The 14,277-nt window shown below is 69.7% G+C and carries 12 protein-coding genes; 9 read left to right on the top strand and 3 right to left on the bottom strand.

What is annotated here, in order from left to right:
* Positions 1 to 754 (top strand): WS/DGAT domain-containing protein (locus E3O44_RS06675; protein ID WP_134533778.1); only part of this gene is annotated, 754 nt, incomplete at its 5' end.
* Positions 755 to 797: 43 nt separating this feature from the next.
* On the opposite strand, the gene E3O44_RS06670 is transcribed toward E3O44_RS06675, so the two are convergent.
* Positions 798 to 1,703 (bottom strand): hypothetical protein, encoded by a 906-nt coding sequence (locus E3O44_RS06670; protein WP_134533776.1) that lies wholly within the window; start codon positions 1,701 to 1,703, stop codon positions 798 to 800.
* Positions 1,704 to 2,081: 378 nt separating this feature from the next.
* Between E3O44_RS06670 and kduI the strand changes: the two genes are divergently transcribed.
* The 3 genes from kduI to E3O44_RS06655 are packed head-to-tail and all read left to right on the top strand — an operon-like array spanning position 2,082 to position 4,542.
* The gene (kduI, locus tag E3O44_RS06665; RefSeq protein ID WP_134533774.1) at positions 2,082 to 2,930 is read left to right on the top strand and encodes a 5-dehydro-4-deoxy-D-glucuronate isomerase; all 849 of its coding nucleotides are present in this window, start codon (positions 2,082 to 2,084) and stop codon (positions 2,928 to 2,930) included.
* Positions 2,930 to 3,778, top strand: coding sequence for an IclR family transcriptional regulator (locus E3O44_RS06660; protein ID WP_198415883.1), 849 nt, complete (start codon positions 2,930 to 2,932; stop codon positions 3,776 to 3,778). Before kduI ends, E3O44_RS06660 begins: the two co-directional genes overlap by 1 nt.
* A complete protein-coding gene (locus E3O44_RS06655; RefSeq protein ID WP_174775056.1) occupies positions 3,775 to 4,542 on the top strand; it encodes an SDR family NAD(P)-dependent oxidoreductase in 768 nt (255 codons plus the stop codon). The genes E3O44_RS06660 and E3O44_RS06655 overlap by 4 nt, the downstream gene beginning before the upstream one ends.
* Before the next feature lie 218 nt (positions 4,543 to 4,760).
* Here the strand turns inward: E3O44_RS06655 and E3O44_RS06650 are convergent, their stop codons facing one another.
* Entirely contained in the window at positions 4,761 to 5,783 is a 1,023-nt protein-coding gene (locus E3O44_RS06650) for a LacI family DNA-binding transcriptional regulator (RefSeq protein WP_134533772.1), read from the bottom strand.
* 167 nt (positions 5,784 to 5,950) lie between these two features.
* Between E3O44_RS06650 and E3O44_RS06645 the strand changes: the two genes are divergently transcribed.
* From E3O44_RS06645 to E3O44_RS06625, 5 genes are all read left to right on the top strand, one after another.
* Entirely contained in the window at positions 5,951 to 7,987 is a 2,037-nt protein-coding gene (locus E3O44_RS06645; RefSeq protein ID WP_134533770.1) for a beta-galactosidase, read from the top strand.
* Complete coding sequence (locus tag E3O44_RS06640) at positions 7,984 to 8,952, top strand: carbohydrate ABC transporter permease (protein ID WP_134533768.1); 969 nt, start codon at positions 7,984 to 7,986, stop codon at positions 8,950 to 8,952. Before E3O44_RS06645 ends, E3O44_RS06640 begins: the two co-directional genes overlap by 4 nt.
* Positions 8,949 to 9,884, top strand: a complete 936-nt coding sequence (locus tag E3O44_RS06635) for a carbohydrate ABC transporter permease (protein WP_198415882.1) — start codon at positions 8,949 to 8,951, stop codon at positions 9,882 to 9,884. Before E3O44_RS06640 ends, E3O44_RS06635 begins: the two co-directional genes overlap by 4 nt.
* A gap of 88 nt (positions 9,885 to 9,972) precedes the next feature.
* A complete protein-coding gene (locus E3O44_RS06630; protein ID WP_198415881.1) occupies positions 9,973 to 11,301 on the top strand; it encodes an extracellular solute-binding protein in 1,329 nt (442 codons plus the stop codon).
* Between the two features lie 212 nt (positions 11,302 to 11,513).
* Positions 11,514 to 13,877 carry an alpha-galactosidase gene (locus E3O44_RS06625; RefSeq protein ID WP_241976111.1) on the top strand — a complete coding sequence of 788 codons (2,364 nt, stop codon included), beginning with the start codon at positions 11,514 to 11,516 and terminating at the stop codon, positions 13,875 to 13,877.
* A gap of 181 nt (positions 13,878 to 14,058) precedes the next feature.
* On the opposite strand, the gene E3O44_RS06620 is transcribed toward E3O44_RS06625, so the two are convergent.
* Positions 14,059 to 14,277, bottom strand: a 219-nt coding sequence (locus E3O44_RS06620; protein ID WP_134533764.1) for an excalibur calcium-binding domain-containing protein, incomplete at its 5' end; no start/stop codon positions are given.

Here is a 14,277-nt window from a genome sequence, read left to right as displayed (position 1 = left end):
CGCAGTGCCGCGGCTGCCGGCCTCGCTGGCGCGCGCGGTCGGCGGGCTGCTCGCGCTGCGCGGATCGATCGGCGCCCCGCGCATGGCCCGCACCTCGCTCAACGTGCCGACGGGCCCGCGCCGGCGGTTCGTATCGATTCGGCTCGACCTCGCGGAGGCGCTCGCCGCCGGCCACGCGCACCACGCCACCGTCAACGACGTCGTGCTCACGGCGATCGGCGGAGCACTGCACCGGTTGCTCGAGCAGCGCGGCGAGCAGCAGGAGGTTTTCGTGTTGTCGGTGCCGTTCTCGGGTCGGCGCCAGGCTTCCGTGGGCGAACTGGGGAACCAGAGCGGGGTGATTCCGATCCGTGTGCCCGGTGTCGGGCATCCGTTCACCCGGTTGGATGCTGTCGCCGCGGCCACGAGGACCGCGAAGCTCGCACCCGCGGGTGCGTCGACGGCGCTGCTCGGGCCGTTCTTCCGCCTGCTCGCGCGGCTCGGCCTGTTTCAGAGGTTCATCAGTCGGCAGCGGACGATCCACACCTTCGTGACCAACCTGCGCGGGCCGGGGGAGCCGCTCGCAATCTTCGGATGCCCGGTCATCGGCCTCGTGCCCCTGACCGGCCCGACCGGCAACGTGACGGTCTCGTTCGCCGTGCTCTCCTACGCCGGCGGACTCGAGGTCACCCTCGCCGCCGACCCGGACGCCTGCCCCGACCTGCTCGCCCTCCGCACGCTCCTCGAGCACGAGTTCGCCACCCTCCTGCACTGAGTTTGACGGAGAGTGTTCCAGCGCCCCGTTGAGGTGGCCGGTGTCAGTAGCAGGCGAAGGCGGTCAGTTCCCACTGTCTCGTTTCAAAGGCACCCTGGACGATGTACGAGTACGCGAAGTCGTAGTCGAAGGTGTACGAGCTGGCACCCTCGACCACGATGGTGTCGAAAGCCTCGCCCTGGCACATGGGTTGATAGTTGGCGTTGTTGTGGACAACGGGCGGGTCCATGAAGGTGGGGTGTGGCAGGAACTGAATGCCGGGGAGGCTGGGCGTCGCGCCGCCGGTGCTGCCGGTTCCGCTTGACCCGGACCTCCGAGAGGCACCGGAATTCCGGGCGGAGGGCGCTGCTGCGATCCGCGCGGCTTCAGCGGCGGCGGCTTCGGCCGCGGCTTGGGCTGCGGCAACGGCGGCGGCCTGACGTGCCGCCAGCGCGGCATTCGCGACGACGACCGCGGCGAAGGCCTTCGGCAGTTCCCCGTGCGTCACGGCTGCGGCACGCAGTCCGAGAACGGCCGCGGTAACGGCATCACGGGAGTCCTGATCGGCAGCGGTCTGCAGGTCGACGGCGGTCTCCGCCGCGGTTGCTTCCGCGTCCGCAATGCCCTGGAGGCGTCTCACGACAACGGAACGAGCTTCGGCGATCGCCCGGGGGTAGCCGTCGTGCGCGGCCAGGGTCAGCCGGTCTCGGGCGACGTTCAATTGTGCGATCAGGGTCGGATCAACGACACCAGCCAGACCCGCGACGAAGCCATCCAACGGGAGAACGAAGAGGGCGACTTCGGTGCGCACCGCTGCGAGCTCGCTCACGGCTCGCGCGGCCACGGCCGCGAGGGTCGCACGCCTGGCATCCTCGGCGACGACCCGATCGTGTTCGGCCGAAGCCAACGGGATGCCGATCCCGGCGGTGAGGACGGTCGCGAGACCGACAGCGATTATCACGACGAGCAAGGTTCGCAGTTTCCGGGACCTCGGGGGCACCCGCACGCCGGACGAGTCGACAGCGGAGGTCGGACCGGGCACTTCCGCACCACGGGGTGCAGGGCCGGGCCGATCCCCGCTGGCCGCGGTCGGGTCGGTTCCTGCGCCAGCGCGCATATGATCCTCGCTTCATCGGTGATCGAGGGGCGTCGGTTCGGTATTCCGGGACGCACGAGCGGCACTGGCGACTTTCTCTCGTCAGGCTATCCGCTGACCACCAGGATGTCGGAGCCCCGTTCGAGGGGCATTCCAGCGACGCAACGGTCGCGGCGGGTTTGACCGCGGGAGGGCAAGCGCGCAGAATGGAACTAAGTTCCATTTTGGGGCCGTGAAGCGCAAGGAGTCTCCGTGCAGATCCGCAATGCCACCAGCCCGACCGAAGTCAAGGGAATGACCACCGCCGAGCTGCGTGAACGCTTCCTCGTCACCGACCTCTTCGTCGACGACGAACTGAGCGCCGTCTACTCGCACGAAGACCGCGTCATCCTCGTCGGGGTCAGCCCTGTCACGGCCCCGCTCACCCTCGAAAGCTTCCCCGAACTGCGCACCGACCACTTCTTCGAGCGCCGCGAGGCCGGGGTCGTCAACGTCGGCGGATCCGGAACCGTGGTCGTCGATGGCGTGCCGTTCGACCTCGGACACGGCTCGTGCCTGTACATCGGGCGCGGGGCATCCGTCGTCGAATTCATCTCGGACAGCGCGAGCGCCGCGCCCGAGACCGAAGACTCCGCCCGGTTCTACGTCTTCTCCGCGCCGGCGCACACCGCGTACCCGACGACGCTCGTACCGGCGGGCACCGGCATCGTGCGCGAGCTCGGCGACCAGTCCACCTCGAACCGTCGCACGCTCAACCAGTACATCCACGAGAACGGCGTGCGCAGCTGCCAGGTCGTGATGGGCGTGACGAGCCTGCACGAGGGCAGCATGTGGAACACGATGCCGGCGCACACCCACGACCGCCGCATGGAGGCCTACCTCTACTTCGACCTCCCCGAGGCCGCCCGCGTCGTGCACCTGATGGGCGAGCCGACCGAAACCCGCCACCTGATCGTCGCCAACCGCCAGGCGACCATCGCCCCGAGCTGGTCCATCCACTCCGGCGTCGGCACCTCGAACTACTCCTTCATCTGGGCCATGGCCGGCGAGAACCAGTCGTTCGACGACATGGACGCCGTAGACATCACCGCTGTCTCCTGATGACCGCAGACCTGGCCGGCGAGCGGATGCCGTCGGCCGCCGCCGCCGCCCGGGTCGCCGCCCCTGCCGCGCCGGCCGGCGCCGCCGAGCGCACCCTCGTCGTGCTCGAGGCCGCCCTCGAACACCCCCGGTTCTCGGACGTCGTCGCCGCAACCGGCCTGCCCAAGGCCACCGTGCACCGCCTGCTCGCGACCCTCGTGACCCAGCGGTTCCTCGCCACCGACCCCGCCGGCAGCTACCTGCCAGGCCCGGCGCTCCTCGCGATCGCCGGCCGGGCACTCGCCGGAATCGACATCTCCGCGATCGCCCAACCCTTCGTCGACGACCTCGTCGCCACCGTGGACTGCACCGTGCACATCGGCGTGATCAGCGGCGACTCGATCGTCTACGTGATGCGCAGCGACTCCCGCAAACCGTACACAATGCCATCGCGCGTCGGCCATGCCGCCCCGCTGCACACCACCGGAATCGGCAAGGTCATCCTCGCGAGCTACCCCGACGACACCGTCGACCGCATCATCGCGAGCGCCGGCCTCGCCCGCATCACGGATGCCTCGATCACCAGCCCGGACGCCTTCCGCCGCGAGATCGCCGACGTGCGCTCGCGCGGCACCGCCCGCGACCGCGGCGAGAACGTGCCCGGAATCGCCTGCATCGCGGCGCCCCTCTTCGACCACACCGGAACCGTCCGCTACGGCCTCAGCGTGTCCACGCTCTCGATCGAGCACACCGACGCCCAGATCGAGGCGATGTCCGGCCCTCTCCTCAAGGCAGCCGCTGCAATCTCCCACGCCCTGGGCTACCGGGGGAGCGCACTCGCGACAACAACGTTAGGAAACAGACCATGAGTGTCCTGAACCTCTTCGACCTCAGCGGCAAGACCGCCGTCGTCACCGGCGCGAGCCGCGGCATCGGCTTCGCCATGGCCGTCGCCCTCGCCGAGGCCGGGGCGGACGTCGTCGGCGTCTCGTCGAGAATGCCCGAGCACGGCAGTGCGATCGAGACCGCGGTCACCGCACTCGGGCGCCGCTTCACCGCACTGCACGCCGACTTCGCCGACCGGGACGCCGTCTCCGCCCTCGCCGCCGAGATCACCGCTCTTGGCCCGGTCGACGTGCTCGTCAACAACGCCGGCACGATCGCCCGCGCGCCCGCCGCCGAGCACCCGGACGAGATGTGGGACCGTGTGATCGCCGTCAACCTCTCGAGCCAGTTCGTGCTCAGCCGGGAGATCGGCCGCACCATGATCGCGCAGGGTCGCGGCAAGATCATCTTCACCGCCTCGCTGCTCAGCTTCCAGGGCGGGCTCAACGTGCCCGGGTACACGGCTTCGAAGTCCGCGATCGTCGGACTCACGAAGGCGCTCTCCAACGAGTGGGCGCCGCTCGGCGTCAACGTCAACGCGATCGCCCCCGGGTACTTCGCGACCGACAACACCCAGGCCCTCCAGGACGATGCCGGCCGGTCCGGCGCCATCCTCGAGCGGATCCCCGCCGCCCGCTGGGGAACCCCCGCCGACCTCGCCGGAGCGACGGTCTTCCTCGCATCCGCCGCCTCGGACTACGTGGACGGCATCGTCCTCCCGGTCGACGGCGGCTGGCTCGGCCGCTAGCCCGAGACGCGTTCCGCCGCCGGTTCCGCTGCCGACTTCTCCGGGTGGAAGTGTGCCGAATTCAGGAGTTCAGCCCCGGTGCACCCGGCTGGTGGCGGATGCTCCGCACTGGTCCGCGGGCCGGGTGCGGCTGTTGCGGGCCGACTCCTGAATTCGGAACTGCGGGCATCCGTGCGGAAGCGCCGGGTGCGGGCCCGGGGCAGGCAGGCAAGGCGGGGTCAGGCGGAGTCGCGCCAGACGATCGGGGTGGTGAGCAGGATGCCGCCGAGCTCGGGTTCCTCGCCGCGCAGCTGGGCGAGTACCGACTCTGCCGCGCGTTCGCCGAGGCCCGCGGCCGGCTGGTGCACCGTCGAGAGCAACGGCTGGCACCGCAGAGCCCAGGCGCTGTCGTCGAAGCCGACGACGCCGACGTCCCCGGGCACGCTGCGCCCGGCCTCGCGCAGGGCTTCGAGCGCGCCCGCCGCAACGGCATCGGATGCCGCGAACACGCCATCGAGTTCGGGTTCGGCAGCGAGCAGCGCACGCATGCCCTTGACACCATCGGCATACGCGTAGAAGGGCACCCGGGCGACGAGGGCCGGGTCGAACAGGGGACCGAGGGCATCCGTGAACCCGGCGAGGCGGTCGGCGCCCGAGTCGCGGTCGAGGGCTGAGGCGATCATCCCGACGCGGCGGCGACCCGTAGCCAGCAGGCGCTCCGTGATCGCGAACGCCGAACTCCGGTTGTCGATGCCGACGAACGGCAGTCGCCGCAGGTCCGGCGGATGCCCGACAAACGCCGACGGCAATCCCAGCTTCTCGATTATGCGCGTGATCGGGTCATTCTTTCGTGCAGACACGACGATGACCCCGTCGACGAAACCGCCGCTGAGGTACCGGGCCACCCGGTCGGTATCGCGCTCGGAGTCGATGATGAGACACACCATCTGGAAGTCGGCGAGAGACAGCGCCGCGTTGGCCCCGAGCAGGATCTCGCCGATGTTGGGGTCTTCCAGGAAGAGCGAGTGCGGCTCGTGCACGATGAAACCGACCGCCTGCGAGCGCTGCATGACCAGGTTGCGGGCGGCGGTGTTCGGCACGTAGCCGACCCTCTCGATCGCGGCCTCGATCGCGATCCGCGCCTCGGCGGACACGTAGGGTTCGTCGTTGATGACCCGGCTCACGGTGCCGCGGGAGACCCCCGCCTCCAGGGCGACGTCGTGGATCGTGGCACGTCTGCGCCGCCCCGGATTGGTCACCATTCGATAACTGTATCGCCCGTTCGGAGAAAAGGTCCTTGACACGGATCGCGATCCGTACTTACTCTGTGTACGTTCACAGATCGCCGGTGTGGCCTTTTTTTCTACCGGCTCTGTGCACGTTCACAGACCATCCGGCGGATGCCGGTGCCAACGATGTCAGGGAGCCGATGAACGCGCGAGCAGCAGTCCAGAACGAGGCGGCCCCGGCGGTCCCGTTCTCCCACGACGGCCTCGCATACGGCTGCGACTACAACCCCGAGCAGTGGGGCCCCGACACCTGGGCCGAGGACATGCGCCTGATGCGCGAGGCCGGCGTCGACCTCGTCGCGATCAACATCTTCGGCTGGTCCCACATCGAACCGAGGCCGGGGGAGTACGACTTCGCCAACCTCGACACGATCATCGAGCTCCTGCACGCGAACGGGATCCGGGTCAACCTCGGCACCGGAACCTCCTCCCCGCCGCCGTGGCTGACCACGCTGCACCCGGAGATCCTCCCGGAGACCGAGGACGGCAGCATCCGCTACCCCGGTGGTCGCCAGGCCTGGTGCCCGAGCTCTCCGGTGTTCCGCGAGCACGCCCTCGCCCTCGTCGAGAAGGTCGCCGAGCGCTACGGCCGGCACCCCGCGATCGCGCTCTGGCACGTGTCCAACGAGCTCGGCTGCCACAACGCGCTCTGCTACGACGAAGACACCACCGCGGCCTTCCGCCGCTGGCTCGAGGCGCGCTACGGCACGATCGCCGCGCTCAACGCGGCCTGGGGCACCTCGTTCTGGAGCCAGCAGTACGGCGAGTGGTCCGAGATCCTCACCCCGCGCCTCACCCTCTCCAGCCGCAACCCCGGCCAGGTCCTCGACTTCCACCGGTTCAGCTCCGACGAGCTGCTCGACTACTACCGCCGCGAACGCGACGTCATCCGCCGCCACAGCGCCGTGCCGGTCACCACCAACTTCATGGTCACCGCCCACATTCGCAACCTCGACTACTGGCAGTGGGCGCCCGAGGTCGACGTGGTCGCCAACGACCACTACCTCGACCACCGCCTCGGCGACCCCGTCACCGAGCTCTCCTTCGCGGCGGACCTCACCCGCGGGCTCGCCGGCGGAGACCCCTGGCTGCTGATGGAGCAGGCGACGGGCGCCGTGAACTGGCAGCCGCACAACCTCGCGAAGGAGCCCGGCGAACTCACCCGCAACTCCCTCACCCACGTCGCCCGCGGCGCGGACGCGGTCTGCTTCTTCCAGTGGCGGGCCTCGCTGCAGGGTTCGGAGAAGTTCCACTCCGCCCTGGTTCCGCACGCCGGCACCGATACCGCGCTCTGGCGCGAAGTCGTCGACCTCGGCGCCACGCTCGACCGGCTCGCCGGCGTCGCAGGCACCCGAGTGACAGCGGATGCCGCCATCATCTTCAGCTGGGAAGCCTGGTGGGCCGGGGACGGCGAATCCCGGCCGTCCCAGTCCGTAGAATACCTCGGCCAGATGCACGCCGCCTACACTGCGCTGCACCGGCTCGGGATCACCGTCGACGTGATCGCCCCCGGCGCCGACCTGAGCGGCTACCGCCTCGTCGTCGTACCCACCCTCTACCTCGTCACCGACGCGGATGCCGCCGGCCTCGCCGACTACGTCGCGAACGGCGGGCACGCGCTGATCACCTTCTTCAGCGGCATCGTCGACGAAGACGACCGGGTCCGCCCCGGCGGCTACCCGGGCGCGTTCCGCGAGCTGCTCGGCATCCGTGTCGAGGAGTTCTCCCCACTGCTCCCCGGCCGGAAACTGAACCTGGACTCCGGGGCGGGTACCGGACTCTGGACCGAGCGGCTGCACCTCGACGGCGCGACCGCTGTCGCGAGCTACCTCGACGGCCCCCTGCCCGGCTTCCCGGCGATCACCCGCAACGACTTCGGCCGCGGCACCGCCTGGTATCTCGCCACCGCCCTCGACCCCGACGCCCTGCGCGCGGTGATGCGCACGGCCGCCCAGGCCGCGCGGGTGACTGCCCTCGGCCCGGAATCGGACGGCACCATTGAGGTCGTGCGTCGCGCCGATGCGACGCACAGCTACCTTTTCGTCATCAACCACGGCCACAGCGAGATCGAGATCGCCGCCAGCGGGCGCGAACTCGTCACCGACGTCGCCGTCGACCGCATTGTGCGCGTCCCGGCCGGCGCCGTGCGCGTTATCAGAGAGGACACGGCAGCATGAGTGCTTCCACCGCCCGATTCACGGATGCCCCGGGCGACACCCGCACGGCCCGCCGGCTCGCGAGGCAGCCCGGCACCCGCCCCCGGCCCGCGAGGCCCCGGGTGCAGCACAAGCGCGCGATCCTGATCTTCGTGCTCCCCTTCGGCGCCCTTTTCGCCCTGTTCTACCTGGTGCCGATCGGGTACGCGATCTACGAGTCCCTGCTCGTGATCAAGCGGGAGGGCACCTTCGGGGCGGCGACCGAGGTCTTCGGCGGCCTCAGTCAGTACATCTTGGTCTTCCAGAACGGTCCGTTCTGGCAGTCCGTCGGCCGGGTGCTCGCGTTCGGCGCCGTGCAGGTGCCGATCATGCTCGGGCTCGCGCTGCTGTTCGCGCTGCTGCTCGACTCCCCACTCGTGCGCGGCAAGAAGTTCTTCCGGCTCGCGTTCTTCGTGCCGTACGCGGTCCCCGGCGTCATCGCCGCGATCATGTGGGGCTACCTCTACTCCCCGAACCTATCGCCGTTCAGCGCGGTCACCCAGAACATCAACTTCCTCTCGGCGGACCTCGTGCTCTGGGCCATCGCGAACGTCGTCACCTGGGTCTACGTCGGCTACAACATGCTGATCATCTACTCGGCGCTCCTGGCCATCCCCACCGAGCTCTACGAGGCCGCCCGCCTCGACGGCGCCGGGCAGCTGCGCATTGCCTGGTCGGTGAAGATCCCGCTGATCATGCCCGCGATCGTGCTCACCGCGATCTTCTCGATCATCGGAACCCTGCAACTCCTCGCCGAACCGCAGGTGTTCCGGAGCTTCAGCTCCGCCGTGACGAGCACGTTCACGCCGAACCTCACCGTGTACACGACCTCGTCGATCCCCAACGTCAACCTCGCGGCCGCATTCTCGGTGGTGCTGGCCCTGGCCACCTTCGTGCTCTCGTTCACGTTCCTCAAATTCACCCAGCGGAAGGAAGCCCGGTCATGAGCACGGTAGTCCCCACCCCCACCCCGACCGTCACCGTTCCCGACCGCCCGGCCCGCGGCATCCGCCCGTCGACCGCGAAGCCGCCCCGCGCCCAGCGCGAGAGCCCCTTCGCCCGGGCCGGCGCCATGATCGTGATGGCCGTCTTCACCCTGTACTTCCTGGTGCCGGTCTGGTGGCTGCTCGTCGCCGCCACAAAGGACCGCGCCCAGTTCACCGGCACCAACCCGCTCTGGTTCGCCGACTTCTCGCTGTTCGAGAACATCGGCGCCCTGGTCAGCTACCGTGACGGCGTCTACCTCAAGTGGATGCTCAACAGCGCGATGTACGCCGGGCTCGGCGCCCTGGTCGGAACGATCATCGCCGGCATGTGCGGGTACGCCCTCGCCAAATACCGGTTCCCCGGCCGCGAACTGATCTTCAACGTCGTGCTCGGCGGGGTGCTCGTGCCCGCGACGGCCCTCGCGCTGCCGCTGTTCCTGATCTTCAGCCAGATCAGCCTCACCAACACGTTCTGGTCGGTGTTCCTGCCGAGCCTGGTCAGCCCGTTCGGGGTCTACCTCGCCCGCATCTACGCCTCGGCGAGCGTGCCCGACGAGCTGATCGAGGCCGCCCGCCTCGACGGGGCCGGCGAGGTGCGCACCTTCTTCACCGTATCGGTGCGGATGATGGTGCCCGCCCTGGTCACCGTCTTCCTCTTCCAGTTCGTCGCGATCTGGAACAACTTCTTCCTGCCGCTGATCATGCTGCGCGACGAGACGCTGTTCCCGGTCACGCTCGGACTCTACGGCTGGAACTCGCAGGTCAACCAGATCCCCGAGCTGCGCGGTTACGTGCTCATCGGCGCACTGTTGTCGATCATCCCGCTCATCATCATCTTCCTGCTGCTCCAGCGCTTCTGGCGGAACGGCCTCAGCGCCGGCTCGGTCAAGTAGCCCATCCACCTCACCTCCGCATCACCCACAGCACCACCCGACCGGAATACCCGGACGGTTCCTTTCCCAAGAGAAAAGAAGAAGACACATGCGAATGAAGAAAAGAGCGGTCGCCGTTGCCTTGCTCGCTGCAGCCTCGGTTGCGCTGACCGGCTGTGCCACCTCGACGACAAGCACCGGCACCGCCGCCGGCAGCTGCGCACCGTCGACCGGAAAAGTCGACCTGAGCTTTACCACCTGGATCCCCGGCATGGAAGACGCCGTCGCGGTGTGGAACAAGGAGAACCCCGACATCCAGGTCAAGGTGCAGACCGGCCCGAACGGCAACGGCGGCACCTACCAGAACTTCTTCAACCAGCTCAAGGCCGGCAACGCGCCCGACCTCGGCCAGATCGAGTACGACGCCCTGCCGAACTTCCGTGTGCAGGACGGCCTGACCGACCTCGCCTCCTGCGCCGGCGTGCTCGACGCGAAGAAGGACTTCGTCGACTGGACCTGGGGACAGGTCAACTTCGGCGAGGACAACGCCGTGTACGCGATCCCGCAGGACGCCGGCCCCATGGCCATGTTCTACCGCGCCGACCTCTTCAAGGCCAACAACATCGCCATCCCGACCACCTGGGCCGAGTACACCGCCGCCGCAGAGAAGATCCGCGCGACCGGCGGCTACATCACCAACTTCTCCCAGAGCGACATCAACCAGTTCGCCGGACTCGTCTGGCAGGCCGGCGGTACCTGGTTCAAGAACGACGGCACCAACTGGACCGTGAACCTGACCGACCCGACCACGGCGAAGGTCGCCGCGTACTGGCAGGACCTGATCGACCGCGACCTCGTCTCGACGAACCCGCCGTGGACCGACGAGTGGAACAACGCCTACAACACCGGCAGCGACTGGACCTGGAACTCCGCAGCCTGGGGCGCCAACTCCATCGCGAGCGGTGCACCGGACACGGCCGGCAAGTGGGCCGTCGCGGCATCCCCGCAGTGGGCGGCCGGCGACAAGGCCAGCGGCAACTGGGGCGGGTCCTCGACCGCCGTCTTCAAGGGCTCGAAGCACCCCTTCGAGGCCGCGAAGTTCGCGCTCTGGCTGAACACCTCCGATGAGGCGCTCACGATGCTGAACAAGTCCGCCAACCTGTACCCGGCGGCCAAGTCCGGTCTCGAACTGCCCGCACTCAAGGCGGGCGTCGACTTCTACGGCGGCCAGGCGATCTACGACGTCTTCGCGAAGGCATCCGCCGAGGTCTCGCCCGACTTCGTCTGGGGCCCGACCATGACGCAGACGTACAACGACGTCTCCGACGGCTTCAAGGCCGCGGTCACCAAGAAGGGCACCCTGATCGACGCCCTGAAGACCGGGCAGACGGCTACGATTGCGGCCATGACGGCGCAGTCGATCCCCGTCAACAAGTAGGGGAGTTGCGGGTCGTGCGGGTCAGCTGACGCGCACGGCCCGCTCGACTCGTTCAGCCCGCATGTTCGACCCCCACGACTCGTTCAGCGCGCGTGTTCGACCCGCACGACTCGTTCAGCCCGCATGACCTGTTCGGCCCGCATGACCTGTTCGACCGTTCGACCCGCCCGCCCCATCCGTTCACTTCGTGTGAGCAGTTAGCAGCGAATTCCGTGACTCACACTCCTCTGGCGGATGCTCCGACCGGGCTGTTCCACCTCCGTGCCGCGGGCACCAGCCTCGTGCTGGACGCCCGCGGCACGGCCGTTCCCGTGATCGTGCACTGGGGTGCCGACCTCGGTGCGCTGTCCGGGCCCGAGCTTGCCGTGCTCGCGGATGCCTCGGTTCCCGCGGTCCCGCCGAGCTCGATCGACGTGCCCCTGCGACTCTCGCTGCTGCCGACGCTCGCCGAGGGCTGGAGCGGCCGGCCGGGGCTGAGCGGTTTCCGGCGCGGCGCCGCCGTGCCCGGCGGCCCGGCCGATCTCGCGCTGCGGCTCCAGTCGGTGCAGAGCCGGGGCGACCGAACGCTCCTTATTACCGTGACGGATGCCGCGGCATCCGTTTCGGTTGTGACCAACCTCGATCTCACGGTCGAGGGAGTGCTGCGGGTGCGGCACACCCTGACCAACACGGGCGACACCGACTTCGAACTCGGCTCGCTCGATGTGACCCTGCCCGTGCCCGACCGGGCCGGGGAACTCCTCGATTTCACCGGGCTGTGGAGCCACGAACGCCGCCCGCAGCGCACCACCCTCGGGCACGGTGTCTGGAGCCGAGAGAGCCGGCACGGCCGGCCCGGGCACGACGACCCGTTCCTCTCGGTCGCCGGGGTACCCGGGTTCGGGTTCCGCCGCGGCGAGGTCTGGGCGGTGCACCTGGCCTGGAGCGGCGACAAGCGGGTCTGGGCGGAACGTTCGGCCCTCGGCGCTGCAACCCTCGGCAGCGGCGAACTGCTCGCTCCCGGGGAACTGGGCCTGCCCGCCGGGGCCAGCTACACCTCGCCGTGGATGGTGGCCGCGTACTCGGCGGCCGGACTGGACGGGCTGTCGGCGCGGCTGCATCCGTGGATTCGGTCGTGGGCGCGGCCCGCTGCGGTCGCTGCATCGCCGACGACCCCGGCCGATGCCCCGGCCCCGGCCGACGCGGCGAACGCCACGCGGTTTGACGCGACGCCCCCGGCCGACGCCCCTGCCCTGGCCGACGCGGCGAACGTCACGGCCCGGTCTGACGCGGCGACCATGGCCGCCGCATCGCCGCGAACTCCGCGCCCGGTCGTGCTCAACACCTGGGAAGCCGTGTACTTCGACCACGACCTGCCCACGCTCACCCGGCTCGTCGACGCGGCCGCTCGGGTCGGGGTCGAGCGGTTCGTGCTCGACGACGGCTGGTTCACCGGACGCACCGACGACAGGCGCGCCCTCGGCGACTGGTTCGTCGACCCCGTGACCTGGCCGAGTGGCCTGCATCCGCTGGTCGAGCGCGTGCACGCGGCGGGCCTCTCCTTCGGGCTCTGGGTCGAGCCGGAAATGGTGAGCCTCGACTCCGAGCTCGCGCGGGCGCATCCGGACTGGGTGCTCGGCGCGGCCGGCGCGCTCGAATGGCGGTTCCAGCGGGTGCTCGACCTGGGTAACCCGGATGCCTTCGCGTACGTGCTCGCCCGGCTCGCCGCCCTGCTCGACGAGTACCCGATCGCCTACCTGAAGTGGGACCACAACCGCGACTTGCTCGGTGGCTCGGCGCATCGGCAGACCGAGGCCGTCTACCGGCTGATCGGGGCGCTGCGGGCCGCGCACCCGGGACTCGAGATCGAGTCGTGCGCGTCGGGCGGCGCCCGGATCGACCTCGGCATCCTCCCGCTCGTCGACCGGGTCTGGACGAGCGACACCAACGACCCGCTCGAGCGGCAGCAGATCCAGCGGTACACCGGCGTGCTGGTGCCGCCGGAATACCTCGGCGGGCACCTGGGAGCTGCGACCGCGCACACCACCGGGCGCACGGCGGACCTCGGCTTCCGGCTCGCGACCGCGCTGTTCGGCAGCGCGGGGATCGAGTGGGACCTGACCCGGGCCTCGGCCGCAGAGCTCGATGCCGTCGCCGGGTGGATTGCCGAGTACAAACGGCTGCGTCCGCTGCTGCACTCGGGTGTCGTCGTGCACGCGGATGCGTCGGACCCCGCGCTCGAGCTGCACGGCGTCGTGGCCGGCGACGGGGCATCCGCTGTGTTCGCGTACGTCGCGCTCGCCGCGCCGCGGACCGCGCTGCCTGCGCCGTTGCGGTTTCCCGGGCTCGACCCCGCTGCGCAGTACACGGTGCGGCCGTTGTCGATCGGGGAGACTGGCGGCCCCGGTGCTGAGCGTTCCGGTGCGGGGGAGTCCGGTGCGCCGTCGGTCGCGCCGCGAGTGATCCAGGATGCCGCGCCGGCCTGGCTGCAGCACGGCTCGGTGACCCTGAGCGGCGCGGTGCTCGCCGAGGTCGGACTCCCGGCGCCGCTCCTCGCCCCTGAGCAGGCCGCCCTCTACGAGCTCACCCGCCGCTGACTCCCCGGCGGAAGTGCGGGTTCCCGGTCGTACACGGCTTGTGGCGCGTTCCGAATTCAGGAGTTGAGGGAGTTTTGCGCCAGCAGCAGCGGATGTCCCCCACTGGTTCCGGGGAGTCGGCCGGATGACGCAGGCCGACTCCTGAATTCGGTACTGTCGGCACCCGTTTCGAGGGGCGGGGCTACTCGCAGCCGATACCGTCGCCGTCGCGGTCGAACTTGGACTGCCAGCCGGGGTCGCCGGGGTGGATCGGCGCGGCACCGGCGGCACGGACGGCGTCGCAATTCTTGTATGAAGCGGTGGCCGGTGCGGCAGGGGCCGGCGCCGGTGCGGCGGGGGCCGGGGCGACGACCGGAGCGGGCTCGGGGGCCGGGGCGGCGGCGGGAGCGGGTGCAGCGGG

Origin of the sequence: Cryobacterium algoricola (assembly GCF_004402485.1) — a bacterium.
Lineage (GTDB): Bacteria > Actinomycetota > Actinomycetes > Actinomycetales > Microbacteriaceae > Cryobacterium > Cryobacterium algoricola.
This window is presented reverse-complemented; position numbering and strand designations above follow the sequence as displayed.